The 24,067-nt window shown below is 63.8% G+C and carries 22 protein-coding genes; 9 read left to right on the top strand and 13 right to left on the bottom strand.

Translation table 11 applies throughout. The features are described 5' to 3' along the window. Nucleotides 1-5: 5 nt before the first annotated feature. The 6 genes from ABIB06_RS06320 to ABIB06_RS06295 form a co-directional block, all read right to left on the bottom strand. Nucleotides 6-1,502 (bottom strand): sugar ABC transporter ATP-binding protein, encoded by a 1,497-nt coding sequence (locus ABIB06_RS06320; RefSeq protein ID WP_354044584.1) that lies wholly within the window; start codon nucleotides 1,500-1,502, stop codon nucleotides 6-8. Next, nucleotides 1,499-2,596, bottom strand: a complete 1,098-nt coding sequence (locus ABIB06_RS06315) for an NHL repeat-containing protein (protein ID WP_354044585.1) — start codon at nucleotides 2,594-2,596, stop codon at nucleotides 1,499-1,501. Before ABIB06_RS06315 ends, ABIB06_RS06320 begins: the two co-directional genes overlap by 4 nt. Continuing rightward, on the bottom strand, nucleotides 2,593-4,716 hold the full coding sequence (locus tag ABIB06_RS06310) for an ABC transporter permease (protein WP_354044586.1): 2,124 nt from the start codon (nucleotides 4,714-4,716) through the stop codon (nucleotides 2,593-2,595). The genes ABIB06_RS06315 and ABIB06_RS06310 overlap by 4 nt, the downstream gene beginning before the upstream one ends. A gap of 75 nt (nucleotides 4,717-4,791) precedes the next feature. Next, nucleotides 4,792-5,808: a sugar ABC transporter substrate-binding protein gene (locus ABIB06_RS06305; RefSeq protein WP_354044587.1), complete on the bottom strand. Its 1,017-nt coding sequence runs from the start codon at nucleotides 5,806-5,808 to the stop codon at nucleotides 4,792-4,794. 41 nt (nucleotides 5,809-5,849) lie between these two features. Further along, nucleotides 5,850-6,821, bottom strand: a complete 972-nt coding sequence (locus ABIB06_RS06300) for an ABC transporter permease (RefSeq protein ID WP_247344060.1) — start codon at nucleotides 6,819-6,821, stop codon at nucleotides 5,850-5,852. 41 nt (nucleotides 6,822-6,862) lie between these two features. Continuing rightward, entirely contained in the window at nucleotides 6,863-8,752 is a 1,890-nt protein-coding gene (locus ABIB06_RS06295; RefSeq protein WP_354044588.1) for an AMP-binding protein, read from the bottom strand. A 268-nt stretch (nucleotides 8,753-9,020) separates the two neighbouring features. Here ABIB06_RS06295 and ABIB06_RS06290 point away from each other — a divergent pair, with 268 nt between their 5' ends. Next, nucleotides 9,021-9,965, top strand: coding sequence for a helix-turn-helix domain-containing protein (locus ABIB06_RS06290; protein WP_247344054.1), 945 nt, complete (start codon nucleotides 9,021-9,023; stop codon nucleotides 9,963-9,965). A gap of 47 nt (nucleotides 9,966-10,012) precedes the next feature. On the opposite strand, the gene ABIB06_RS06285 is transcribed toward ABIB06_RS06290, so the two are convergent. Further along, nucleotides 10,013-11,218, bottom strand: a complete 1,206-nt coding sequence (locus tag ABIB06_RS06285) for an ABC transporter substrate-binding protein (RefSeq protein WP_354044589.1) — start codon at nucleotides 11,216-11,218, stop codon at nucleotides 10,013-10,015. A 164-nt stretch (nucleotides 11,219-11,382) separates the two neighbouring features. On the opposite strand from ABIB06_RS06285, the gene ABIB06_RS06280 reads away from it, so the two are divergent. The 3 genes from ABIB06_RS06280 (at nucleotide 11,383) to ABIB06_RS06270 (ending at nucleotide 14,901) form a co-directional block, all read left to right on the top strand. After that, on the top strand, nucleotides 11,383-12,150 hold the full coding sequence (locus tag ABIB06_RS06280; RefSeq protein WP_247344048.1) for a FadR/GntR family transcriptional regulator: 768 nt from the start codon (nucleotides 11,383-11,385) through the stop codon (nucleotides 12,148-12,150). Between the two features lie 114 nt (nucleotides 12,151-12,264). Next, nucleotides 12,265-13,878 carry an acyl-CoA synthetase gene (locus ABIB06_RS06275; protein WP_354044590.1) on the top strand — a complete coding sequence of 538 codons (1,614 nt, stop codon included), beginning with the start codon at nucleotides 12,265-12,267 and terminating at the stop codon, nucleotides 13,876-13,878. A gap of 15 nt (nucleotides 13,879-13,893) precedes the next feature. Next, a complete protein-coding gene (locus ABIB06_RS06270; RefSeq protein ID WP_354044591.1) occupies nucleotides 13,894-14,901 on the top strand; it encodes a zinc-dependent alcohol dehydrogenase family protein in 1,008 nt (335 codons plus the stop codon). A 12-nt stretch (nucleotides 14,902-14,913) separates the two neighbouring features. On the opposite strand, the gene ABIB06_RS06265 is transcribed toward ABIB06_RS06270, so the two are convergent. After that, entirely contained in the window at nucleotides 14,914-16,113 is a 1,200-nt protein-coding gene (locus tag ABIB06_RS06265; protein ID WP_247441699.1) for an MFS transporter, read from the bottom strand. Nucleotides 16,114-16,293: 180 nt separating this feature from the next. Between ABIB06_RS06265 and ABIB06_RS06260 the strand changes: the two genes are divergently transcribed. The 3 genes from ABIB06_RS06260 to ABIB06_RS06250 all read left to right on the top strand — a co-directional run bounded on the left by ABIB06_RS06260 (nucleotide 16,294) and on the right by ABIB06_RS06250 (nucleotide 19,231). Continuing rightward, the gene (locus tag ABIB06_RS06260) at nucleotides 16,294-17,097 is read left to right on the top strand and encodes an MBL fold metallo-hydrolase (RefSeq protein ID WP_354045064.1); all 804 of its coding nucleotides are present in this window, start codon (nucleotides 16,294-16,296) and stop codon (nucleotides 17,095-17,097) included. Between the two features lie 154 nt (nucleotides 17,098-17,251). Further along, nucleotides 17,252-18,268, top strand: a complete 1,017-nt coding sequence (locus tag ABIB06_RS06255; protein WP_354044592.1) for an alpha/beta fold hydrolase — start codon at nucleotides 17,252-17,254, stop codon at nucleotides 18,266-18,268. A 15-nt stretch (nucleotides 18,269-18,283) separates the two neighbouring features. After that, nucleotides 18,284-19,231 carry a fatty acid desaturase gene (locus ABIB06_RS06250; protein WP_354044593.1) on the top strand — a complete coding sequence of 316 codons (948 nt, stop codon included), beginning with the start codon at nucleotides 18,284-18,286 and terminating at the stop codon, nucleotides 19,229-19,231. Nucleotides 19,232-19,288: 57 nt separating this feature from the next. Here ABIB06_RS06250 and ABIB06_RS06245 read toward each other — a convergent pair whose 3' ends face one another. Both ABIB06_RS06245 and ABIB06_RS06240 read right to left on the bottom strand, forming a co-directional pair. Beyond that, the gene (locus ABIB06_RS06245) at nucleotides 19,289-19,522 is read right to left on the bottom strand and encodes a hypothetical protein (RefSeq protein WP_354044594.1); all 234 of its coding nucleotides are present in this window, start codon (nucleotides 19,520-19,522) and stop codon (nucleotides 19,289-19,291) included. Nucleotides 19,523-19,660: 138 nt separating this feature from the next. Then, the gene (locus tag ABIB06_RS06240; RefSeq protein WP_354044595.1) at nucleotides 19,661-20,641 is read right to left on the bottom strand and encodes a helix-turn-helix transcriptional regulator; all 981 of its coding nucleotides are present in this window, start codon (nucleotides 20,639-20,641) and stop codon (nucleotides 19,661-19,663) included. Nucleotides 20,642-20,724: 83 nt separating this feature from the next. On the opposite strand from ABIB06_RS06240, the gene ABIB06_RS06235 reads away from it, so the two are divergent. Both ABIB06_RS06235 and ABIB06_RS06230 read left to right on the top strand, forming a co-directional pair. Next, entirely contained in the window at nucleotides 20,725-21,372 is a 648-nt protein-coding gene (locus ABIB06_RS06235; protein ID WP_354044596.1) for a glutathione S-transferase family protein, read from the top strand. Nucleotides 21,373-21,389: 17 nt separating this feature from the next. After that, entirely contained in the window at nucleotides 21,390-21,824 is a 435-nt protein-coding gene (locus tag ABIB06_RS06230; RefSeq protein WP_354044597.1) for a DUF6157 family protein, read from the top strand. Here ABIB06_RS06230 and ABIB06_RS06225 read toward each other — a convergent pair whose 3' ends face one another. The 3 genes from ABIB06_RS06225 to ABIB06_RS06215 form a co-directional block, all read right to left on the bottom strand. Beyond that, a complete protein-coding gene (locus tag ABIB06_RS06225; RefSeq protein WP_354044598.1) occupies nucleotides 21,825-22,610 on the bottom strand; it encodes an enoyl-CoA hydratase/isomerase family protein in 786 nt (261 codons plus the stop codon). It lies immediately after the preceding gene. Nucleotides 22,611-22,622: 12 nt separating this feature from the next. Next, nucleotides 22,623-23,732 (bottom strand): cyclic nucleotide-gated ion channel, encoded by a 1,110-nt coding sequence (locus tag ABIB06_RS06220; RefSeq protein ID WP_354044599.1) that lies wholly within the window; start codon nucleotides 23,730-23,732, stop codon nucleotides 22,623-22,625. A 110-nt stretch (nucleotides 23,733-23,842) separates the two neighbouring features. Further along, entirely contained in the window at nucleotides 23,843-24,061 is a 219-nt protein-coding gene (locus ABIB06_RS06215; protein WP_354044600.1) for a hypothetical protein, read from the bottom strand. Between the last annotated feature and the right edge of the window lie 6 nt (nucleotides 24,062-24,067).

Below are 24,067 nucleotides of genomic sequence, written 5' to 3'. Positions count from 1 at the left end.
CTCTCTCAGTGGATAGCCGCGTACATGATCCTCTCCTCAGTCGCGTCCTGCGCGGAGAATTCCTCCACAACCTTGCCCTGGCGTGAGACCAGGATCCGGTCGGAAAGGGCCATGATCTCGGGCAGATAGGACGAGATGACCACGACCGCCTTGCCCTCGTCGGCAAGCCGGTTGATCAGCTCGTGGATCTCGACGATGGCGCCGACGTCGACGCCGCGCGTCGGCTCGTCGAAGATGATCAGGTCCGGCTCCTGCACCAGCGATTTTGCGATCACGACCTTCTGCTGATTGCCGCCGGAGAGCTCGACCACCTTGCCGTGGTCGCCGATGGCGCGCACCCCGAGTTTCTTGATCCAGCTCCTGCCGACCGTCTCGGTTTCCCGCCGGGACAGCATCATGCGGCCCTTGGGGAATTTCGACAGCAGGCCGAGATAAATGTTGCGCGCGATCGAGGACGTCTCGAAGAAGCCCTCGACCTTGCGGTCCTCGGTGACATAGGCGATGCCGGCCTTGACCGCCGGCGCCGGTACCCGGTAGCGCACCGGCTTGTCGTGCAGCAGGATTTCTCCGCCGTGGAAGAAGTCGCGCTTGAGCACGCCGGAGACGATCTTGAAGGTTTCGGTGCGCCCCGCGCCGACCAGGCCGAACACGCCGGTGATCTGTCCCGCGAACACCGACAGTGAATTGTTCTTCACCATCGGCGCCATCTTCAAATTCTGCACCGTGAGCACGCGCGCACCGGCCGGCCGCACGTTACTTTTCCTTGCGCCGTAGAGCGTGTTGGAAAGGTCGCGTCCGACCATGGCCTGCACGATTGCGGCACGGTCGAATTTTGCGGCGTCGTCGGTCACGACATGCTTGCCGTCGCGCAGGACCGTGATTCGGTCGGCGAGCAGCAGGGCCTCTTCCAGGGCGTGCGAGATGAAGACGATCGAGACGCCGCGCTTCTTGAGATCACGGACGAGGTCGAAGAAGTATTTCTTCTCTTCCGGCGTCAGCGATGCGGTCGGCTCGTCGAAGATGATGACCTTGGCGCGGTGCAGAACCGCGCGCGCGATCTCCACCATTTGCTTCTTGGCAGCTCCAAGGCCGCCCACGGTCGCAGTCGGCGTGACGTCGAAATTGAGCGATTGCAAAAACTGCTGCGCGGCGATGTAGATGCCGCGCAGGCGGTTGTAAAACTTCTCCTGCCCAAGAAACAGGTTCTGCGCGACCGTCATGGTCGGCACCAGGCTGTTCTCCTGGAACACCATGGCGATGCCTAGATTGCGCGCCTCCAGCGGCGTCCTCGGTGCGACGTCGACGCCGTCAACCGTCATGGCACCTGAGGTCAGCGTCACCACGCCCGCCATCACCTTGGTCAGGGTCGACTTGCCGGCGCCGTTCTCGCCGACCAGTGCGTGAATCTCGCCGCGGCGGAGGTCGAAGTCGACCCCGTCGATGGCGGGCACGCCGGCGTAGAGTTTTGTGGCCTTGCGCAGCGAGAGCATGATGTCGCTCATGAACCAAACTCCTCGGCAAGGCCGGCGAGAGGCAATCTCAGGACACGGCCCGGCCCCTTGGCGATCAGGACGAGATCGTCGCCCATCTCGATGGCCGCAACGACGCCGTGATTGACGCCGTCGACCCGGCTGTGCAGCGAGTAAAGCGGCTGGCCGTCGGCGTCGAGCCGGATGACTAGCCCATAGGAGCGCGGCGGCGCCCACGGCTTGATCACGCCCATGGTCTTGATATGCGCGCCCTGCATCGGCTCCTTGAACGAGAGGCCGGAGCGCAGGCGCGGCGCGACCCAGTACTCTGGATCGATTTCGGCTATCATGCGCCGCCGGTAGGCCGGCTCGCGCAGCACGAACTCGATGAGCTGGGTGCGCGCGGTGAAGGCCGTCAGCCAGTAGCCGCCGCCCGAGGCCTTCGCCAGCCGCGATGGATAGACGGGAAGGTGAGCAAGCATTGTCTGCGGTGCAGCGCCCGGCGCCACCAGGACGAGGCGGTGACGCCAGCTCTCGCTGACCAGCACGCCATGGCCATGCGCGCAAGCACCGAAGGCATGGCCGAGCCCTTGCGCCAGCGGCGTCACGGTTTTGCTGCCGGGATCCAGCCTGAACACGCGGCCGCTCCGGTTGAGCTCCATCAGGTCGCGCGCCCAGTCGTTGACGCCGCATGTTGTGGAGCCGTCAGTCGCAATGAGCGTATTGTCGTCCGCGAGCGCGAGCGCGTTGATGGCGTTGAACGCGCTATCGGCAAACGTCGTGCCTGGCTGCTCGGCCGAAGCGTTTGCGTAGAGATGCACCTCGCGCCCTCCGAGCGCGACTGCGAGGCCGCCGCCGGGAAGGGTACACAGGGCCGAGATAGGCCGATCGAAGCTGCGGACCTCTGATGCCGAGACGCCATCCAGGCGCATCAAGCGCGGACCATCCGCAATGAAAAGCTTGCTTCCATCGGTGGCGATGTCCTCCGGCGCTTCGCAGGTCAGCAAGATCTCCGCCGATTCCAGCTTCTGGTTGGGCTTCAATGCGCCGTCAAAGGACGGCACGGTGATGGTGGCGTCGCCCCGCCCGAGAAAGCGGTTGGCGAACTCCCTTACAGCCGCGATCACGATTGCTTTCCCCACCTCTTGTCGTATTGGACGAAGTTCGGATCGGCGTTGTCGAGCTTGTAGCGGCCGATCCGGTTGTTGAGGATGCCGCCGAGATAGAGATAGCCGCGATGCTCGCGCATCGATGTGATCATCGGATGGTTTTCGCCGCGCAGATCCCAGAGCGATTCGACGATCTTGCCCTGCTCGTTGAACTTGACCACGCAGCCTGTGTTGATGTTGGGGAACAGCCACTCATCCACGGGCACGCGTTTGGCCATGCGTCGCCGGAAGCCAGGCATTTTCCAGGCGAGGTCGAGCGAGGGGCTGCGCATGCCGACCAGCGCCAGCCAGTAATTGCCATCCGAGGCCAGGTTGATGTTGTCAGGGTAGCCCGGCAAATTGTCCATCACCACCTCGATGGCATCCTTTTTCGGTCCCGCGAACCAATAGCGCTTGATCGAGCAGCCGAACGTTTCGGCAAACAGGATCGACTGGCCGTCGCTGGCGACGCAGATGCCGTTCGGGAATTTGAGGCCGCGCAGCTCCGTGCGTGTCGTGCCGGTCTTGGTGTCGTAGGAAATGATGCGTCCGTTGCCGCGCGCCTCAAGCCCGTCGATCGGCCATTCGTCCATCTCGTAGCGCACAGTCGCCTCCGAGAAGAAGATGAGGCCGTCGTCGGTGATGTCGAGATCGTCGGCGAGCCGCAGGCGGCTGTCGTCGTTGACCGAGCGCATGCTGCGGTTGGTCTCGTCGGTCACCTTTTCCACCGTTCCGTCGGGCCTGACGCGATAGAGTCCCATGCCACCGATGCAGATGTAGAGGTTGTCCTCGCGGTCGAAGGCCATGCCGAGCGGCTGGCCGCCGATATGGGCGAACACCTCCATCTTCTGATAGTCCGGTGCGAGAAAGCGGATGATGTCACCGTGGCGCGAACCCGCATAGAGATTGTCGTGGCGATCGAGGATGACGTCTTCGGGTGCCTCGATCCGTCCGAGGCCGATCAGCTCGACGTTACGCAGCTTGTCGTTCTGCTCGAACGGGCCGCCTTGCCCGATTTCGGTCGGTGGGGGCGGTGGCAGCGCGTGATAGGTGGGCGCGACATAGACTTTGCTGATGATGCGTGTGCGGTTCTTCTGCCAGCGGATATCGACCATGGCAGCGACAAGCAGGATACCGGCGAGCGCCATCCGGTTGACGCCGCCGCGCGCGTTCATGGTCGTCAGGCCGTTGGTGATCAGGAGTACGATCAGCACCCCGACGGCTGATTTAGCCACCGAGCCCTTGCCGCCGCCGAGCGTGATGCCGCCCAGCACCGTTGCGGTCACCACGATCACCTCAAGTCCGACGCCGATGTCGCCGCCGACGGTGCCGAGCCGGGACGCGAAGAACAGCGCGCCGATGCTGGTCAGCACACCGCTCGCGACGTAGCAGAGCGCAATGGTGCGGCGGACGGGAATGCCGGAATTGTAAGCCGAACGGCGCGAGCCGCCGATCGCGGTGATGTGCCAGCCCGGACGCAACCGCGTCATGAAGATATGACCGAAGATGGCGATCACGATATAGACGAGCGCCACGGTCGGAAAGCCGAAGACACTGCCGCCGCCGATGAAATCCCAGGACGGAATGTCGGGAAAGGACGACGCGATCGCGTTGGAATAGCGCTGGATCAGGAGATCGTAGGCCGAGCGGTAGATGATCAGCGTGATCAGCGTGGTGATGAAGGCCCGTAGCCGCAGATATCCGATCAGCACACCATTGACGGCACCAAGCAGCGCGCCGCAGAGCAGCGTCGCGGCGACCACCGCCGGCACCGGCCAGCCCAATACGTCGAGCAGATAAAGGGCGCAGAAATCTGTCAGCGCGAAGATTGAACCGACGGAAAGATCGATTCCGCCGACGATGACCACCAGCGCCAGCCCGAGCGCGATGAAGCCGATCTCTCCGGCCTGGCGCGCGGTGTCGGCGAGGCTCGCCGGCGACAGGAAATTGTCGATGGATCGGCTGAGCGCGAGGCCAATGATCAGGAGAAGGATCACCGGGATGGCTGTCTCGGTCCATCGCTTGGACAGAATTTCACCGAGCAGATGATCAGGCCAGTAGCGGTAACGCAGGCTCGTCAGGGTATCGCGCATCGGCATTCCAGGACCTTGCAAATTTCGAGCGACGTCCCGGACGCGAAGCGGCCCGGGACGCTTGAGTCTGGTGTCGTGGAATTATTTCTTGAGGTCGCTGAGATTCCAGCAGGCCATCTGGCTATCGGCGTTCTCCTTGGTGATCGGAATCAGCGTCGTGTATTCCGAGCCCTTGATCGAGCCCGGCTTGACGCCTGATGACAGCAGCCATTTGATCGTGCCGGCCATCTGCGCGGCCTGGGTCGGTACGTCGTAGCTCATGTCGAGGTCGAACGCGCCCGATTTCACCAGCTCGCACGCGCCCTTGCGCTCGCCGCCGCCTGAGGTGGCGACGAACACCTTTCCGGTGAGGCCTGCTTCCTTCACGGCCGCCGCGGTGCCGATATCCATGCCGTCCCAGAAGCCGACGATGCCGCAGAGATCGGGATTCTGCTTCAGCACCGTTTGCGTGATCGCCTTGGCCTTGGCCGCGTCCCAATCGGCGGCTTGGCTGGACACCACCTTGACCTCGGGATGCTTGGCGAGCACGTTCTCGACGCCTTTCAGCGTATAGGCGCTCGCTGCCGCCGACAGCGCCCCCTGGATGATCGCAATCTTGTTCGACTTGCCCTCGCAGGCCTTGACCACGGCTTCGGTCTGGCGTTCGCCGATCTCGACCCAGTTGGCGCCGACGAAGGCCGAGCTCCGGTAGGCCGAGCCCATGTTGATCTGGATGACGTAGATGCCTTCGTTCTCGGCGCGCTGCAGCAGCTTGGCGTAGGTTTGCACGTCCGGATTTTGGACCACGATCACGGCCGGCTTCTCCGAGATCAGCGACGTGACGGCCTGCGCACCGGCGTTGGTATTCCAGTTGGCATCGCGGATCACGAACTTGACGCCGAACGGCTCGAGCTCCTTCTTCAGGCCGGCATACCAGCCTTCGGTGAGGTCGAAGTTCATGGCGACCGGAACATAGGCCACGGTCTTGCCGGCCAGCGCCTCCTTGAACGGCTTCTGGAACGGCTCGTCCAGGCCCTGCTGGGCCAGGGCCGGTACGGTCATTGTCGCGAGACCCAGTGCGGTCACGGTCGCCTTTGTCGGGCTGCCGAAATGTTTCATTGCTTCCTCCTTGGTTATAGTTGTCGTTCTCGTTGGGTCGTTCAGATGTCGCCTTGCTGTGCCGTTTCTTCGTTGCGCGGATTCAAGAAAGAGTCCGTGATGACGGCGAGCAGCAGGACCACGCCCTTGATGAGATTCTGTCCGGCGTAGGAAATGTCCATGATGGTCATGCCGTTGAGCATCGTGCCGATCACGAGCGTGCCGATCACGACGTTCAGCACGCCGCCGCGGCCGCCGGATAGCCCGATGCCGCCAAGCACGACGACCAGGATGACGTCGTAGATGAGCGTCGAGTTGAAGATGCGGGTCGGCATTGAATTAACGGATGCGGCCATTACCAGACCGGCAAAGCAGCCGATCAGGGCGGCGACGACATATTGCAGCACGATGATCGGCCGGGAGGGAATCCCGGTGACACGCGCGGCGTAAGGGTTATCGCCGATTGCATAGATATAGGCCCCCCAGCGCGTCTGGCGCAGCAGGAAAGAGACTGCGATGCAGGCGAGCGCGAACATCACGATTGATGTCGGAATGCCGAGAATGGTGCCTTGTCCGAGCCGCTCGAAGCCGTCCATGCCGGGGCTCCACTGCACGACATCGAGCTGAAACAATGCGGTCTGCCCGAGCCCGGCAAGCAGCAGGCCGGTTGCGAGTGTCGCAAATAGCGAGGGGACTTCCGCATAGGCAATCAGCCAGCCGTTGATGAGGCCGAAGGCAATCGTGAGCAGCACTGCGGCCAGCAGCGAGGCCGGCAGCGAATGACCGTTCTGCACCATCTGCAGCACCAGCCCCGGCGGCACTGCGAGGGCTGCGATCAGCGAGATGTCGATGCCGCGGCCGATCACGACGATCGCCATGGCAAGGCCGAGTATGCCGAGCACCGCCACGTTCTGGAGCAGCGTCAGCATGTTGTCAGCGGTCAGAAAGCCGCGCAGGAAGATCGAAAAAACCAGGAACAGCAGCGCGAAGACGGCGAAGACGATCTCTTGCTGATTGAACCGAAAGCGTTTCATCCCCGTTTTGCCTTTCTTCGACTTCGGCCTCTGTGGGTCCGTCAGGACGATCGGGTCTCTATGCGATAGGTTTGTGGAAGCGTCGCCAGGCTTTCGGCAAGTACCTTAGCCCGTTCCTGATCATTGGAGTCCACCGAGATGTGGACGAGTGTGTTCAGCCTGGCGTCCCTCTCGACGAGGATGTTTGCCGCGGTGTCCGGGCTGAAGATGCGGTCGAGCTCGGTCCTGACCTTCTCCCGAACGGCGAGGTCGCGAAGCGTGGGCTTGAAGATCTTCCCGACGGCGGTGACTGGCAGCGCTTCGAGCAGCACGACCCGCTTCGGCCGCGCAGGAGGTTCATTGACGTTGCGTTCGAGATGCTCGCGCAGCTGCGGCAGATCGATCGTCTGCCCCGGAGACGGCACCACGAAGAGAATCGGGACCTCGCCGGCATAGGCATCCGGCATGCCGACGGCCGAACTCATCTGCACGCCGGGGAAGGCGTTCGCGACATCCTCGATTGCGGCAGGGTCGATGTTGTGACCGCTGCGCACGATCAGGTCTTTCTCGCGGCCGGTCAGCACCAGGCGCTGATCCGGGGTGAGATATCCGACATCGCCGGTGACGATCCATTGGTCGTCGGTCAGCACGCCTTTGTTGTGCCGGGGGTCGATGTATCCGGGAAACACCTGCGGCCCGCTGACGAGGACGAGACCGCTGGTGAGCGGCGGGCAGTCTTGCTTCAGGTCGGCATCGGCCAGAGAAACGATTCTGGTCCTCGCAAACGGCGCCCTGAATCCTACGCTGCCCTGTATGGGTGTCCCGCGGCCGGGATTGAACGCGATCGCTGCTGCGGTTTCCGTCATGCCATAGGTCTCGAACAAGGTAATCCCGGTTCGCGCCTGAAACCTCTCGCTGATGGCCTTCGGAGCCACGGCCCCGCCGGTGAGGGCCATTCGAACCGAGCTGATATCGGAGGATCCGATCGGCACCTCGGCAAGCGCGGCAATCGACGTCGGCACGCCGCTGACGATTGTTGCGCGGAAGCGCTCCACGGTGTGCCAATAATCGCGGATCGCATCCGGACTTCTGAGACCGTACGGCGAGGGAATGATGACATGGCCGCCGGCTGCGATAATGGACAGACCGAGTGTCATCGTGCCGCCGACGTGAAACAGCGGGAAGCCATTCACGGCGGCATCTAGCTCGTCCAATCCGTGAACCTGCGCAAAGCTCCAGGCGGCATGGATCTGGTTTCCATGCGTCAGGCGCACGAGCTTCGGTCTTCCGGTCGTCCCGCCGGTGTGGAAGAGTGCGCATACGGCTTGGCGGTCTGTCGACGGCTGGAATTCGAGAATGTCCGGCGCACCTGCAATCGCCTCATCGAAGCTCAGAAAGTGGCCAATCGAGCGGCTATCCTTGCCAAGCACGAAAATCGTTCTGAGTGACGGGACGCGCTTCGCGACCTTAGTTGCTTTGGTCCAGATCGCGCGATCGGCCGCTTCGGAAGCAACGACCAGCACGGTTGCGTTCTGTGCCTCGAGCAGGTCGGCAATCGCATCTTCGTTCAGGAGAAAATTGATCGAGCTGGCGACGCCCGCGATTTGGGCGCCAAGCAGCGCCGGGAATAGCTGCGGAAGGATCGGACAGAGAAACGCGATCGTTCCGCCATTCCTGTTGATCCCGTGCGACCGGAACAGGTTTGCCGCGCGGGCGATTTCCGCGAGCAACTGCCGATGCGTCAGCGTGACGTCGCCCGGTTCGCGCGAGCCTTTGGTCAAAACCGTTAGCGCAGGCCGATCAGGATGCAGTCGCGCGGTGGCTTGGAAGAGGTCGTGGAGATTGCGAGCGGGAATGAGGGAATCGTAAGACCGCCGCTCCAGCGCTTCGATATCGGCGATGGCCTTGATCGGTTGCGTGAACCGCGTCGTGATCGGCAACGCGCTGCTCACGGGCACCGCCATTCAAGCGGCACGGCAGATTGTGCAGCGGTTGATCTGACCTGATGCAAGCGAACGTTTCCCGCCTATTTCGTTGTCCGTTTTTTGTTCTTCATAGGCCACATGCCCGAAGGCGGCTTGCTCCGGAGCGCAAAGCTTTTGCTTCTCCGCGCAAACCGGTCTTGCGTGCAGACGGCGGCCATCTAGAATCTCTTTGCCTGGCCGACTTGTGCGATGCACAAACGACGTTCATCCTGGCCTCGCAATGGATGGGCCGACGATGAACCTGGTATTTTCGACAGACGATCTGGAGCCGTCCAAGCGCTACGCCGCGTGGCAAGGCGCTATTTGCGATGTCTACGTCCATGTCGACGTGAATGCCGAGGAGCGATCCGACTACCACGGCTTCATTCGCGAGGCGCGGTTCGGCGCAGTTACGATGACAGACGTACTGCTGTCCGAACAGCGCATATCCCGACGCGAGCGGCATATCGCGAAGCTCGACAAGGATTGCTACTACGTCGAGTTCGTCCAGCAGGGCCGGGTCAACGTCCTCCAGGCCGGCCAGACCCTGCTCTCGAATCCCGGTATGGGCGCGATCTTCTCGGCCTCGGAGGCCTATGATCTGGAGTGCATCGGCAAGGTGCGATCGCTCTACCTCGAGATTCCGCGCCAGGAATTCTCGGCGCGCTTCAGCGACGGACGCCTGCCTGTCGTCACGACGATGGCGACGAGCCGGGGCCTCGGACGGATTGCCGCCGAGTTCTGCGCCACGCTCGCGGCGCAAGGAGGTCCGCTGGATGAGACCGTAAGGACCCGGCTCGGCGGTGAGCTGATGGACGTGCTGGCGCTCGCGCTCGACATGGGCGACCGGGACGAATTCTCGGAGGATGCCGGCGCGCAGCAGGCCCGTCTGCGCTCGGTCAAAGCCTGGATCGAGACGCACCTCACCGACGCGGACCTGTCGCTCGAGAAGGTCGCAAAGAACAACGGCGTCTCGCTCAGGCATCTGCATTATCTCTTCCGGCTCACCGATGTCTCGGTGTCCGAATGGATTTTGGATCGCCGGCTGCAGCGCTGTTACGACGTCCTGACCCGTCCCGAGTTGCGCTCCCTGTCGATCACCGAAGTTGCCTATCAGTTGGGATTCAGCAGCTCGTCGTACTTCAGCACGGTCTTTCGTAGGAAATTCGGGCACAGCCCATCCGACTTGCGACGGCGCTAAAGGACCTGCACCGCGCGAGGCGATGCAGGTCGGTCGTTGCGAAAGCATTACTTCACCAGCGGGCAACCGCCGTCCTTGAGCGGACGGAAGGCCTGGTCGGCAGGCACCTCGGCGAGCAGCTTGTAATAGTCCCAAGGCCCTTTCGATTCCTCGGGCTTCTTCACCTGGAACAGGTACATGCTGTGCACCATGCGGCCGTCCTCGCGTAAGACGCCGTTGTCGGTGAAGGCATCCTTCACCGGCAGCTCGCGCATCTTGGCCATCACCGTCTTGGTGTCCTTTGTGCCGGCGGCCTGCACCGCCTTCAGGTAATGCAGCGTCGCGCTGTAGGTCGCTGCCTGGTTCATCGTCGGCATGCGCTTCATGCGTTCCATGAAACGCTTGCCGAAGGCGCGGGTCTTGTCGTTGAGGTCCCAGTAATAGGCCTCGGTGATGATCAGTCCCTGCGCGAGCTTCAGCCCCAAGCTGTGCACGTCGGAGATGAACATCACGATCGCAGCCAGGTTCTGGCCGCCGGCGACGATGCCGAATTCACCGGCCTGCTTGATTGCGTTGATGGTGTCGCCGCCGCCGTTCGCCAGCCCGATGATCTTGGCCTTGGAGGCCTGGGCTTGGAGCAGGAAGGATGAGAAGTCCGCGGTGTTGAGCGGATGCTTGACGCTGCCGAGCACCTTGCCGCCGGCGGCCCTCACGACGTCGCCGGTGTCGCGTTCGATCGAATGGCCGAATACATAGTCGGCGGTGAGGAAGAACCAGCTGTCGCCGCCGTTCTTGACGATGGCGCTGCCGACCGTGTGCGCGTTGGAATAAGTGTCGTAGGTCCAGTGCGCAGTGTAGGGCGAGCAGGACTTTCCGGTAATGTCGGAGCTCGCGGCATCCGTCACGATCATGATCTTCTCGTATTGCTTCGACAGCTCCATCACCGCGAGCGCAGTGGCCGATGTCGGCAGGTCGATGATCATGTCGACGCCTTCGGTCTCCCACCATTTTCGCGCGATGGTCGAGGCGACGTCGGGCTTGTTCAGCACATCGGCAGAGACCATGTCGATCGGCTTGCCGAACATCTGCCCGCCAAAATCCTCGATCGCCATTTTGGTGGCCTCGACATTCCCCTGGCCTCCGATGTCGGAATAGACCGAGGAGAAGTCGGAGAGCACGCCGATCTTGAGCGGCGCCTGCTGGGCGGAGGTGGGGGTGATCAGGGCAGCCGACAGCAAGCCGGCCGCAGACACGAATGCTGCGATAGGTCTCATGGATACGTTTCCTCTTGAGCGGGACTATGCTGTCCCTTTGTCCGACAAAGTTAGAGGCGGGTTCCTCAGGAGTCAATTTGTTGCATCGTCGGCGCGAATGACGCAGTTTGACGCGCCCACCGCCGTTCCTATAGTTTGTCCGACAAACGCCATTGGAGCCAGATTTGCCTCTCGCGCCGCTCTTCCGTCCGATCGATGTCGCGCCCGCCTATCAGAAGGTCGCCGACGCCATCGAGCGCGAGATCGTCAATGGCCGCATCAAGCCGGGCGATCCCATCGGCACCGAGCACGATCTGGTGCGCCAGTTCGGCGTCAACCGTTCGACCATTCGCGAAGGCATTCGCGTGCTGGAGGAGGGCGGGCTGATCAGCCGCGATTCCTCGCGACGGCTGCATGCCTGTCTGCCACGCTACACCAAGCTCGCGAGCCGTCTCAGTCGCGCGCTTGTGCTGCACGAGGTCACTTTCCGCGAGCTCTACGAGGCCTCGATGACGCTCGAAGTGGCGAGCATCGAAGGCGCGGTGGAGCGGGCGACGGAGGAGAACCTCGCAGAGCTCGCCGATAACCTCGTGCGCAGCGAGGCCGTGGTCGGCGATCCCGCGATGCTTGCCGAATGCGATGCCGAATTCCACGTGCTGGTTGCCAAGGCCTCGCAGAACCGCGTGCTCCAGCTCGCGCGTGAGCCGGCCGCGCAATTGTTCTATCCGACCACCGAGATGATCGTCGCTGGTGTGGCCGAAGGCGGCCCGCGCCTCGTCGCCGCGCATCGCCATCTCATCGAGGCGATCCAGCGCCGCGACCGCGAGGCGGGCGTGCTCTGGACGCGCCGGCACTTGCAGGATTGGCGGCGCGGTTTCGAGAAGATCGCTTCGCTCGACCGTTCCGTCGAGCATATGTACATGGAGCACGCGCAAGCGGTCCGACGCAGATAGCGCATGATCCGGAAAAGTGTGGAGCGGTTTTCCGGGAGGATCATGCGCAAGAAAAGACAAGCCGCAAGACTTCAAGCAAAATCCAGCAAAAAAAGACATCACACGGAGGGACACATGACCGGCGACATCGTAGCCACCATCTCGAAGGCCCGCGAGCATTCCATCGGCGATCTTCTGCGCCGTTCGGCGGGTCGCGAGCCGGACAGGCTTGCGGTGAGCTGTGGCAATGTGAGCTGGACGTTTGCCGAGATGGACGCGATCTGCAACCGGCTCAGCCGCGGTCTGCTCGGCCTCGGCGTCAAGAAGGGCGACCGCCTCGCCGTGCTGTCGCGCAATTCGCACGCCTTTGCGGCGCTCCGGTTCGCGGTGGCCCGGATCGGCGCGGTGCTGGTGCCGATCAACTTCATGCTCAATCCGGACGAGATCAACTTCATCCTGAAGAGCTCCGGCGCAAAGCTGCTCGCGGCCGGTCCTGATTTCGTCGAGCCCGCGCTCGCCGCAAGCGCCAGGGATTGTGCGGTCGAGAAGACGATCTGGCTGCCGGGCGAGGATCCCGCCACGGCGCCTGCGGGCCTCACCACCTTCGACGATCTCCTCAGCCCCGACGCTTCGTTCCTGGAGGCGTCCGTCGACAGCCGCGATCTCGCGCAGATCGTCTACACCAGCGGCACGGAGTCCCTGCCCAAGGGCGCGATGCTGACCCATGATGCGGTGATGTGGCAATATGTCAGCTGCATCATCGACGGCGGCATGAGCGTGGAGGACAAATTCCTGCACGCGCTGCCGCTCTATCACTGCGCGCAGCTTGACGTGTTCCTGGGGCCGCAAATTTATCTCGGCGCCTCCGGCGTGATCACGGGCAAGCCGACCGCCGACAACATTCTGTCGTTGATCCAGGCGCACAAGATCACGTCCTTCTTCGCGCCGCCGACGATCTGGATCGCGATGCTGCGCTCGCCTAACTTCGACAAGGCCAACCTGTCGACGCTTCAGAAGGGCTATTACGGCGCCTCGATCATGCCGGTGGAGGTGTTGCTCGAGCTCCAGCGCCGCCTGCCCAACGTCAAGTTCTGGAATTTCTACGGCCAGACCGAGATAGCGCCGCTCGCGACCGTGCTGGGTCCTGCGGACCAGCTGCGCAAGGCGGGCTCGGCCGGCAAGCCCGTGCTCAATGTCGAGACGCGAGTCGTCACCACGTCGATGGAGGACGTCAAGATCGGCGAGGTCGGCGAGATCGTGCACCGCTCGCCGCATCTGCTCTCCGGCTATTACAACGACCCCGTCAAGACGGCGGCGGCGTTCTCCGGCGGCTGGTTTCACTCGGGCGACCTCGCCATCGTCGATGAAGAAGGCCACATCACCGTGGTCGATCGCGTCAAGGACATGATCAAGACCGGCGGCGAGAACGTCGCCAGCCGCGAGGTCGAGGAGATGGTCTATCGCATCCCCGCAGTGTCCGAAGTCGCCGTCGTCGGCTTGCCCGATCCGCGCTGGATCGAGGCGGTGACTGCCATCGTCGTGGTCAAGAGCGGCGAGAAGCTCGACGAGGATTCCGTCATCAAGCACTGCGCCGGCCAGATGGCGCATTTCAAGGTGCCCAAGCGCGTCATCTTCGTCGATGCCTTGCCCAAGAACCCGAGCGGCAAGCTGCTCAAGCGCGAGCTGCGCCAGCGCTTCATCGGGGGCGAGACGCTCGACAAGGCGATCCAGAAGAATTTGGGCACCTGAGGCGGAGGGATCGCCATGAAAGCCTGGCAGGTTGCGCGTGACTGGTCGATCGAGGGCATGCAGCTGGCCGATCTGCCCGAGCCCACACCTGGCGCGGGGCAGGTCGCGGTGCGCATGCGGGCCGCATCTGTGAATTATCGCGACCTGCTCACGGTGCAGGGGAAGGGCGGCGTCACCAGATTGCCGCTGATCCCGTTCTCGGATGGCGCCGGCGAGGTGATCGCCGTCGGTGATGGCGTTGTCCGCGTCGCGGTGGGTGATCGCGTCTGTCCGATGTTCTTCCAATCCTGGATCGACGGGAAGGTGTCGGCCACCAGCCGTCGCTATGCGCTCGGCGGCACGCGGCCCGGCGTGCTTCAGCAGGTCATGGTGCTCGACGCCGAGGGCGTCACCCGCATCCCGTTGCATCTGTCTTTCCGGGAAGCGGCGACGCTGCCCTGTGCCGGGCTCACGGCGTGGCGCGCGCTGTTCGAGGAGGCCAAGGTGCAGCCCGGTGACACGGTGCTGGTGCAGGGTACCGGCGGTGTGTCGATCTTTGCGCTGCAATTCGCAAAGCTCGCCGGTGCGAGCGTGATCGTGACCTCGTCGAGCGACGAGAAGCTCGAACGTGCCAAGGCGCTCGGGGCGGATCACACCATGAACTATCGTTCGGTGCCCGAATGGGGCAAGGCAGCTTCGGAGTGGACCGATGGCGGCGTCGATCATGTCGTCGAGGTCGGTGGCAAGGATACTTTTGCGCAATCGCTCGAGGCGGCGCGGGTCGGGGGCAACATCCTGGTGATCGGCGTGCTCACAGGCTTCTCCCAGCAGATCGCGATTCCGAGCCTGTTTTCCAAGAACCTGCACGTCATTGGTCTGTCTGTCGGCAGCCGCCGCATGTTCGAAGGTATGAGTGCTGCGATCTACCGCAATGGCATGAAGCCCGTGATCGACCGCGTGTTCGGCTTCGACGCCGTGCCCGACGCGCTGCGGCTGATGCAGCAGGGTGGCCACTTCGGCAAGATCGTGGTGGAATTTCCCTGAGGCCTTTTCGCCTCAGTACTTCTTCACGGCCGCGCCGAACGCCAGCCACAGCGCCATCGACGCGAGCCCGAAGCCGCCGAGCAGCAGGAAGGTCGGGCCATAGCCGATCCATTGTGCGATCCAGCCGCCAAGGGCGGGACTGAGGCTCGCGCCAACGCCCTGCACGGTGATGACGGCGCCTTGGCCGAGATTGATGCGGCCGGTGCCGTTGAGGGAGCGCGCGACCATGCCGGGAACGGCAACCGTCTGGAGCCCGGTGCCGATACCGTCGAGCACCTGCATCGGCACGACGCCCCACCATCCCGTAACGAAGAAGGCGAGCACGCCGCGAATCGGCAGGAACATGAAGGAGACGAGGATGACGGGCCAGTAATTGCGCTTGCTCGCGACCTTCATGGCGATCAGCGAGGTGACGATCATCACGCCCTGTGCGATCACCACGGTGGTGGCGACGAAGCTCGGGCCGTTGGCCTGTCCGTCGGCCACCGCCGCAAGACTGTAAAGCGGAACGATCGCGGCGTTGCCGAGATGGAAGAGGGCGAGAGCCAGCGCAAGGACGAGCAGCGCCTTGTGCTTGAGCAGGATCGTGAGCGCATCCGGTTGGCTGTCGGGGTCATCCTCCTTGCTGCCGCGCGCGGCGCGGTCGTCGATCGTCTTGGCCGGTATCATCAGCACGCAGGCGATCGCGATGGCGCCGAACGCGGCGGCCAGCACGAACACCGAGACGTAGCCGAATTGATAGCCGAGATAGCCCGACAGCGCCGCGCCGACCATGTTGCCGGCATGGTTGAACGCCTGGTTGCGGCCGTTCAGTGCATTGAATCCCTTCTGTTTCGCGATGCCGAGCGTGATACCTGTGACCGCCGGCACGATCGCGGCGCTCGCCAGCGATTGTGCGACCTGCGAGAACGTCACCGCCCAGAAATTCTGCGAGATCAGGATGATCGCGGACGCAAGCACCACGCAGATGCCGGGGATGACCACCCACAGGCGCTTGTTGCGGCTGGAATCGATGAACCCGCCGATCGGCGTCGTGACCAGCATGCCCGCGACATTGCCGATCGTCATCGCGGTGCCGATCAGCCCGCTCGCCCAGCCGCGCTCCTGAAGGAACACTCCGACGAACGGCCCGATGCCCGACTGCATGTCGGCCATGAAGAAGTTGACTGCGAACAGCGGCCAGAGGCGGGACGGGGCGGGGCGCGATGTCATCGAGACGCTGAACGTATTGCTGCCAACCGACTATGGTCTCGTGCAAGACTGACGGCCGGCCAATTGCGCCGGGGCGGACCAGAAAGTAACCTGCGCTCAGCGCGTTAGTTCCGGCCGCGCCTGCGATTGAGGACGGGAATGTCGCTTCGCGCCGTTCCGGTCTCGTTCTGGATCATGATCATGCCCCTCTGGACCTGCGAAACCTGCGGCGCGCAATTCCCGGACGGCGAAAATCCGCCCCCGTCCTGTCCGATTTGCGAGGACGAACGGCAATTCGTCGGCTGGAAGGGGCAAACTTTCCTCACGCGCGAGGCGCTCGGAGAACGTCACCGCCTGGTCTGGCGCGAGGATCTCGGCCTGACCGGCATCGCGCTCGAGCCAAGCTTTGCCATCGGCCAGCGCGCGCTGCTGGTGCCGCTCGCGGGCGGCTGCCTGATGTGGGACTGCGTACCGCTGGCGACGCCGGAGGCGATCGCGCATGTGCGGTCACTCGGCGGGCTGAAGGCGATTGCGATCTCGCATCCGCATTACTATGGCGCGCTCGCCGACTGGAGCGAGGCGTTCGGCGGGGTGCCGGTCTATTTGCACACCGATGATCGCCAATGGGTGACGCGTCCACATTCATCGATCGTGCACTGGACCGGTGAAAGCCATCGCATCTCCGACGATATGCTGCTCCTGCGCACCGGCGGTCATTTCGCCGGTGCCACCATGCTGCACCATGCGCGCGGTGCGGACGGCAGGGGTGCGCTGCTCACCGGCGATATCGCGCAGGTGACGATGGATCGCCGCTTCGTCAGCTTCATGTACTCCTATCCGAACTACATGCCACTCAATGCCGCGGCGGTAAGACGGATTGCGGCTGCGGTCGAGCCGCTGGCGTTCGATCGCATCTACGGTGCGTGGTGGGGCCGCAACATCGCCGCCGGCGCCAAGGTCGCATTCGCGGCGTCTGTCGCGCGCTATCTGGCGGCCATCGCCTGAGCCGACGCGCGATCGGATTCATCTTGCCGGTTCACAATAAATGGACTACAAGTACAGTTATTGAGCGTGGCGCAACGATGCGTCTGCGGGAACGGCATGATCGATGCATCGCCGTTTCGGCGGCGCGCTTGGCGCGCGAGCGGGAGTTGGACGCATGACGGCGGACCGCGACTACGAGATCTTCGCGGCAGGCGACGTCACGCTCCAGTCTGGCGCCGTCTTCCCTTCGCTCCAGCTCGCCTACAAGACCTACGGCCGGCTTCGCCCCGCCAAAGACAACGTCATTCTCTATCCGACTTCGTTCAGCGCGCAGCACACCGACACCGAGTGGCTGATCGGCCCTGACGGCGTGCTCGACCCCACGCGTTATTTCATCGTCATCCCGAACCTGTTCGGTAACGGCCTGTCGTCCTCGCCGTCGAATACGGCTGCGTCGTTCCCGATGATGACCTATCACGATGCCATCGCGATTCAGCACAGGCTGCTCACCGAGCGGTTCGGCATCTCCAAGCTTGCCCTGGTCTATGGCTGGTCGATGGGCGGCATGCAGGCCTATCACTGGGCGGCGCTGCATCCCGATATGGTCGAGCGCGCGGCTGTTGTCTGCGGCAGTGCCCGCTGCGCGCCCTATAATTACGTCTTCCTGGAAAGCGTGAAGGCCGCGCTGACCGCCGATTCGGCCTTCCGCGACGGCCGCTTCGTCGAGAAGCCTGTCGCTGGCTATCGCGCCATGGGGCGCGTCTACGCGGGTTGGGCGATGTCGCACGGTTTCTATCGCGACGAGATCTGGCGCGAAGCGGGCTTCGCCTCGCTGGACGATTATCTCGTCCGCGCATGGGACCCGGCGTTTGCCCGGCGCGACGCCAACGATCTCCTGGCCCAGATCGGCATCTGGGAGAACGGCGATGTCAGCCGCTGCGCCACATTCGACGGCGATTTCGATCGCGCGCTCGGTGCGATCAAGGCGCACATGCTGCTGATGCCGGGCGCGACCGATCGCTATTTCGACGTCCGCGACAACGAGGACGAACTCGGCCGGCTGGTCAACGCGAAATCAGCGGCGCTGCATCCGATCCCGTCGCTGCACGGCCATCGCGCCGGCAACCCCGTCAGCAATCCGCGCGATCAGGCCTTCATCAAGGCCGAGATTGCAACACTCCTCGGCAAGTAGGGCAGGCATCCGATCATGAGCGACGCAACCGTTTCAGAGTCCGGCCATCGCCTGAAGCCGCTGTCACCGGCGATGCTGCGCGAATTGTCGTCGCGCTCCAATTTCCAGGGCGCAGCGCGCAGCCTCGGCCATTACGGCCCGATCACGCTGGTCGGCGCGCTGATATGGAAGGTTACCGCGACATACGGCGTCCTCTGGGCGCTGCCACTGGTGGCCGTGCAGGGCTATTTCGTCGCCTTCCTGTTCATGGCGGTGCATGAGACCGCGCACAAGACCGCGTTCAGAAGCCGCGGCCTCAACCTCGCGGTCGGCTATCTCTCAGGCTTCATCATCGGATTGCCTTACGAATATTACTGTCTGTTCCACTGGGACCATCACCGCTACACCCAGGATCCGGACAAGGATCCCGAGCTGGTCGTCGGCGTGAAGCCGAAGTCCGACACGCAGCTCGCGCTCGCCTATAGCGGCCTGCTTCAGGTCGCCGGCCGCGTCTGGCTGATGCTTGGCCATGCCGTCACCGGCAAGGTCGTCGTGCCCTGGATCCCCGAGAACAGGCGCGCCATCATCGTGACCGAGGCGCGTGCCTATGCCGCGCTCTATGCGCTGCTGCTCGTGCTGTCGCTCTGGTTCTCGTCGGCGCTGCTGCTCTGGGTCTGGATCGTTCCGCTGATGATCGGGCAATTTTTCCTGCGGCCGTATCTCTATGCCGAGCACACCGGCTGCGAGCGCACCCGCAGCGCTTTCCAGAATACCCGCACCACCTATACCGGCGCGATTGTCAAATGGTTCACGTGGAATATGCCCTATCACGTCGAGCACCACGCCTATCCCTCGATTCCCTTTCACGCGCTGCCGAAGCTGAACGTGATCGTCGACGGCGAGATCCTCTATCGTGGCCGCGGCTACATCAGAACGACGCGCGAGACCTGGGCCTGGTTTCGCCGGCAGCGGCAGGCCGGCTAGCGCAAACGCAAAGCTCCGGTCGCGGCGCGACCGGAGCTTTGTCGTGAAGGCGATCAATCAGTAGGCGCCGTAGGCGCAGACATTCACCATGCGGACGCGCAGGCCGTGGCCGGTCTGGACGACGCGCTCCTGGTAGCAATTGTTGACGCCGGTGTTGACGTAGATGCCGCCAAAGCCCCAGCCGGGACCCCAGTGATGATGGAAGCCGTGGGCTGACGCGGCGGTCGGCGCGAGAGCGGCAACGCCGAGCGAGCCGGCAGCGATCAGACCAAGAGCAAGCTTACGAAACATTTTCATTCTCCAGTGTGGCGCAAGGGCCGTTGTTGTGTCCCTGCATCTCGGTCGAGCCGAAACGCGAATGCGTTCATGCAGCGAGGGGAGAATCGTGTTTCAGGAGTGTTTCGTCGGTCGCGGCGGGTTACGCCGCTGTCATGTTTTCCGCGCCGCGCGATACCGCGCAGCCATCGCCTGCGTCAGCTCCGCCATCTTCTCGCGCAGATCGGCCGGCTCCAGCACTTCGGCCTCGGGCCCGAGCCGCAACAATTCGGCCGCAGCGTGCCATGACGTCTTTCCGGTCGGCACTCTGGCAATGCGCCAGCCGTCTGCATCGGCGGAGTCTTCAAGCTGCGTACGCGCCCTGACGTAAGGCTGGCTCAGCGCGTCGAGCAGCTTGACGCCGAAGGGCGATAGCCGGACGACCGCGACATTGGGATGCATCTCGGCCTCGAGGCGCAGCGTTGCGTCCCGCCAATAGGCCGCGAGATCGAAATCGGCGGGACGCTCGCAGTGATCGTCGAGCGCCGTGCAGTCGAGCACGCGCGCGACGCGATAGGTGCGCACGCTGCCGTCGACCAAACCTGCGAGATACCAGCTGCCGCCCTTCAGCACGAGGCCGAGCGGCGCGACGCGGCGCTGCTTCTCGGCGCGCCAGCTCTGGTAGCGGATTTTTATCAGCGTCCCGCGCAGAGCCGCGCCGGCGATGGTGCGCAGATGCTTTGGCTCTTCCGCCTCGCCGAACCAGCCCGGCGCGTCCAGATGAAAGCGTTCCTGCATCCGGCTGGCATCCTCGCGCAAATTTGCGGGCAGCGCTGCCATCAGCTTGTTGTGCGCGGCGATCATCGCGGCATCCAGCCCGAGCGCCGCGGCCGGGCCCGGCAATCCGGTCAGGAACAGCGCTCCCGCCTCGCTCTGCGACAAGCCGTTCAGCCGCACGCGATAGCCGTCGAGGAGGCGATAGCCGCCCTCCGCGCCGCGGTCGGCATAAACGGGGACGCCGGAGGCCGCGAGCGCGTCGATGTCGCGATAGATCGTGCGCACCGAGACTTCGCAGGCCTCCGCAAGCTCGGGCGCAGTGACCTGCCCCTTGGCCTGGAGGGTGGTGAGGATTGACAGCATCCGGCTCGCGCGCATGATGCCTTAAAACATACCTGACACAAGATGTCAGGTATGGTCCGCTACAAGACCATCGCCAGCCGGCCAGATGGAGACCTGCCATGACCGATTCGAACCGCATCACGCTGTATTATTCGCCGCAAAGCCGCGCCACCGGCACGCGCGTGCTGCTGGAGGAGCTGGGGGCGCCCTACGATCTCCATGTCCTCAACATGAAGGCCGGCGAGCAGCGCAAGTCGGCCTATCTCGCCATCAATCCGCTCGGCAAGGTGCCGGCGATCGGCCGCGGCGGGCAGCTCGTGACCGAGCAGGTCGCGATCACCATCTATCTCGCCGATCTGCTTCCGCAGGCAGGGCTCACGCCCGCGCTGAACGATCCGCTGCGCGGCCCTTATCTGCGCTGGATCGCCTACTACGGCGCTTCGTTCGAGCCGGCCCTGATCGACAAGTTCATGCAGCGCGAGCCGGCGCCGATCACGCAGTCGCCCTATGCCGATTATGACACCATGCTGGGTGCGCTCGAGGCGCAGCTGTCGAAGGGGCCGTATCTGCTCGGCGAACGCATGACGGCCGCAGATGTCTTGTGGGGTGTCGCGTTCAGCTGGACCATGATGTTCGGCATCGTGCCGAAGAAGGATGTCTTCGTCCGCTATGCCGAACGCATGACCTCGCGGCCTGCGTTCCAGCGCATCACTGCGGCCGATGCCGAGATGGCGGCGCAGCATGCCGCGGCGGCTGCTGGGGGATGAGTGATCCAGGGTTGCGGATGACGACGCAGATGCACACGACCAACTGCTTCAACACCTTCATCCGGGTTGCCGAAGACTGTCTCGCGCGTACTGGCGAGGAGCCGCCGCTGCGCGCGGGAAAGCCGACGGTGGCGTGCCTGCAATATCTGATGATCGCCAGGGCACCCTACAAATACACGTCCGACGACGTGATCTTCGCGACGTCTGCGCCGGGACGCGAGCTCGCTGTGAAGGCGACGAAAACGGAGAAGCATGCGGCCCGTGAAGCGTTCTTCTCCCGGGGGCAGGCGTGCATGAGGGCGTCGAGCCTGGGCAAGCGCTTCGGCTGGGGCGTTCATGCCGATAGCGAGGGCCGGATCGCGATCTACGGCATCGACAGCAAACGCTACCAGGAGCTTGTCCGCGATCCCAAGCTCACGCAGGTGCGCGCGATGCGGTCGAAGCGGGCGTAATCAGAATTCTGGCGGTCGCTTCTCCGCGAACGCCTTGATGCCTTCCTTGATCTCGTCGCCGCGCATGCTGTCGCGGTGGCGCTGATCGGCGGCTTGCTCGTCCAATTCGCCGCGGGCGAATTCGTTGATCGCGCGCTTCATGCCGCGCATCGCCTGCGGCGCATTGCCGGCAAGGATGCCGGCGAGCTTGTCGACCTCTTCATCCAAAAATTCCACCGCTACCATCGCGGTGAGATAGCCGATCCGCAGCATCTCCGGCGCGCTGATCTTCTGCGCGGTCAGGAACAGTCTTTTCGCATTGTCGAGGCCGAGCCGCGTCACGTAGCGTTTGATGCCGCTCCTGTAATAATGCAGCCCGAGCCGTGCCGCCGGCATGAACATCTCGGCGGTGTCGATGCCGATGCGGAAATCGCAGGCAAGCGCGAGGTCGGTCGAGCCGCCATAGACGCCCCCGTTGAGCCGGCAGATCGAGGGCACGCCGAGATCCTCCAGCCGGTTGACGACCATCTCGAAGGCGGAGCCCGCGCTCTGCTGCTCGTTCGCGCTGACCGCGCGCTCGGCGACCGAGTTGAGATCATAGCCCGCGGAAAAGGCGCGCCCGGTGCCGGTCAGCACCAGCACGCGGATATCGGGATCGGCCTCGATCCGGTCGAACAATTTCACCAGCACGCCGAGATCCTCGGCCTGGAGCCGGTTGAGATGTTTGGGCCGGTTGAGGCGGATGGTGGCGCGTGCGCCCATGATTTCGAGCACGGGGCCAGAGGCCGCGTCGGTGATGTCCGACATTCTTGTCTCCTGTTATTTGTTTTCGAGAGCGCGGCGCTTTGCTTCCGTGTCGATGGTCTCGGCGAGATCGGGGTGCCGGGCCATCAGCACGCGAAAGTCGACGAGGTCGAGCACCAGGAGCCGCGACACCTTGGTGGTCGAGACGTTGGCGCCGCGCAAATTGTTGCCGAGCAGCGCCATCTCGCCGAAGAAGGCGCCGTCGCCGAGCTGCACCTTCTTGCCGGGCAGGTCGACCTCGACCTCGCCGGCGGCGATGAAATACATGCAGTCGCCCTGCGCACCCTTGCGGATGATCATGGTGCGCGCCGGCAGCTCCATGGTCCGCAGCATGTGGGTGACGTCGGCGATGGCCGCCGGTCCGAGCGCTGCGAAGAACGGCACCTTGCTGACGGATTCCCAGGTCTTGAGGAAATTGTCGCGCCGGGTCTCTGCGGCAAAGCCGGTGGCCAAAATACCGGTCCAGAGACCGAACACGCCGAGGCCGGAGATCATCACCAGCGCGGCCACCATGCGGCCAAGCGGCGTCACCGGCACGACGTCACCATAGCCGGTCGTCGTCAGAGTTGCGACAGCCCACCACAACGCGGCCGGCACGCTGCCGAAAGTCTGGGGCTGCACGTCCCGCTCCAGGAAATATTCGGCGACCGAGGCCAGGAAGACCACCATCAGGAAAATCACGAGCACGCTGACCAGCGGCCCCGATTCCAGCACCAGCACGCGGCGGAGCTGCCGCAGGCCGGGAATGCCCGGCACCACCTTCAACACCCAGAGCACGCTGAGTAGCCACGCCGTCTTCGGCTCGAGCCCGACAATCAGCGCGGCCGGCACGGCCAGAGCCCCGAGCGCGTCGACCAGCCCGGCGGAAGAGGACATGTAGAGTGCGAGGCGCCCCTGCCGCGCCATATGGCGCAGCCGGACCACCCATTCGAACACGAAATAGACGAGGCAGGTCCAAAGCAGGGCGTCGACCCAGCGATGCGCGGTCTCATAGGCCGGGTTGACCGTCAGCAGCACCATGCCGAGCACGCCGACACCGACCGCCACATAGGCTGCCCTGGTCATGTTGCGGCCGGCCGTGGCGGCCGCGAACTGGGCCAGAGCGGAGATCAGCGGCTTGGACATGCGGAAAGGCGGCTCGGTTTGTGCGTTGCGGTCCCGGCTGGAACCTCGGTCCCAAAGTGCCTGCCCGGGCCGAGGCCGTCAACGAGAGCGGCCTGCCGCTCCGCGAGCCGTTACCTGAAATGCGGCGGTTCGTCGTAGCCGCGACGGCTGCTGAAGAACAGCAGCACCATCAAGCCTATGCCGACAACAACGGAAAACCCGGCCCCTAGCGCCAGCGCCACGTAGCCTTCCGTCGGGATCGGCTCGCCCACGACCGCCATCGCGGAATAAGCGAAATAGCCAACCGCCGTCAGCATTCCCAGCAGGAAGATGATGAGGAGTGCACGCATGCGCGG

It is taken from the genome of Bradyrhizobium sp. LB8.2, from assembly GCF_040548035.1.
Lineage (GTDB): Bacteria > Pseudomonadota > Alphaproteobacteria > Rhizobiales > Xanthobacteraceae > Bradyrhizobium.
This window is presented reverse-complemented; position numbering and strand designations above follow the sequence as displayed.

Coding starts and splice junctions, on each gene's coding strand:
- ABIB06_RS06320 (WP_354044584.1), bottom strand. CDS start 1,502: ATGAGCGACATCATGCTCTCGCTGCGCAAGGCCACAAAACTCTACGCC.
- ABIB06_RS06310 (WP_354044586.1), bottom strand. CDS start 4,716: ATGCCGATGCGCGATACCCTGACGAGCCTGCGTTACCGCTACTGGCCT.
- ABIB06_RS06305 (WP_354044587.1), bottom strand. CDS start 5,808: ATGAAACATTTCGGCAGCCCGACAAAGGCGACCGTGACCGCACTGGGT.
- ABIB06_RS06300 (WP_247344060.1), bottom strand. CDS start 6,821: ATGAAACGCTTTCGGTTCAATCAGCAAGAGATCGTCTTCGCCGTCTTC.
- ABIB06_RS06290 (WP_247344054.1), top strand. CDS start 9,021: ATGAACCTGGTATTTTCGACAGACGATCTGGAGCCGTCCAAGCGCTAC.
- ABIB06_RS06285 (WP_354044589.1), bottom strand. CDS start 11,218: ATGAGACCTATCGCAGCATTCGTGTCTGCGGCCGGCTTGCTGTCGGCT.
- ABIB06_RS06275 (WP_354044590.1), top strand. CDS start 12,265: ATGACCGGCGACATCGTAGCCACCATCTCGAAGGCCCGCGAGCATTCC.
- ABIB06_RS06270 (WP_354044591.1), top strand. CDS start 13,894: ATGAAAGCCTGGCAGGTTGCGCGTGACTGGTCGATCGAGGGCATGCAG.
- ABIB06_RS06265 (WP_247441699.1), bottom strand. CDS start 16,113: ATGACATCGCGCCCCGCCCCGTCCCGCCTCTGGCCGCTGTTCGCAGTC.
- ABIB06_RS06260 (WP_354045064.1), top strand. CDS start 16,294: ATGCCCCTCTGGACCTGCGAAACCTGCGGCGCGCAATTCCCGGACGGC.
- ABIB06_RS06255 (WP_354044592.1), top strand. CDS start 17,252: ATGACGGCGGACCGCGACTACGAGATCTTCGCGGCAGGCGACGTCACG.
- ABIB06_RS06250 (WP_354044593.1), top strand. CDS start 18,284: ATGAGCGACGCAACCGTTTCAGAGTCCGGCCATCGCCTGAAGCCGCTG.
- ABIB06_RS06245 (WP_354044594.1), bottom strand. CDS start 19,522: ATGTTTCGTAAGCTTGCTCTTGGTCTGATCGCTGCCGGCTCGCTCGGC.
- ABIB06_RS06240 (WP_354044595.1), bottom strand. CDS start 20,641: ATGCGCGCGAGCCGGATGCTGTCAATCCTCACCACCCTCCAGGCCAAG.
- ABIB06_RS06235 (WP_354044596.1), top strand. CDS start 20,725: ATGACCGATTCGAACCGCATCACGCTGTATTATTCGCCGCAAAGCCGC.
- ABIB06_RS06230 (WP_354044597.1), top strand. CDS start 21,390: ATGACGACGCAGATGCACACGACCAACTGCTTCAACACCTTCATCCGG.
- ABIB06_RS06225 (WP_354044598.1), bottom strand. CDS start 22,610: ATGTCGGACATCACCGACGCGGCCTCTGGCCCCGTGCTCGAAATCATG.
- ABIB06_RS06220 (WP_354044599.1), bottom strand. CDS start 23,732: ATGTCCAAGCCGCTGATCTCCGCTCTGGCCCAGTTCGCGGCCGCCACG.
- ABIB06_RS06215 (WP_354044600.1), bottom strand. CDS start 24,061: ATGCGTGCACTCCTCATCATCTTCCTGCTGGGAATGCTGACGGCGGTT.